The 277-nt window shown below is 63.2% G+C and carries 1 protein-coding gene; it reads left to right on the forward strand.

Annotated features, from left to right (window positions below; translation table 11 throughout):
- Window positions 1–47: 47 nt before the first annotated feature.
- Window positions 48–277, forward strand: a 230-nt coding sequence (locus tag AAEY83_RS14545) for a TorF family putative porin (RefSeq protein ID WP_351059970.1), incomplete at its 3' end; no start/stop codon positions are given.

The raw sequence follows: 277 nt of genomic DNA on the forward strand, positions 1-277 counted from the left end.
CGTTTCAGCAGGCCTTTGCCCTGCGCTCGCGGTTCATGGAGTGACGCATGCGCCCATTTCCCTATTTATTGTTCGTCAGCCTGCTGTCAGGCGCGACCGCGCACGCGCAGGTTTTTCAGGGTGAACTGGGCGACTTCGATCTCAAGCTTGGCACCACGCCCAGCCGCAGCATGGCCCAGGGTCTGGTCAAACCGGCGGCGGTCGGCTCGTTCCACGGTGGCCTTGATCTGAGCCACGACAGCGGCGTGTATTTCGGCCAGTACGCGCCGAGCATGGG

Source organism: Psychrobacter sp. TB20-MNA-CIBAN-0197 (assembly GCF_040309765.1).
GTDB lineage: Bacteria > Pseudomonadota > Gammaproteobacteria > Pseudomonadales > Moraxellaceae > Psychrobacter > Psychrobacter submarinus.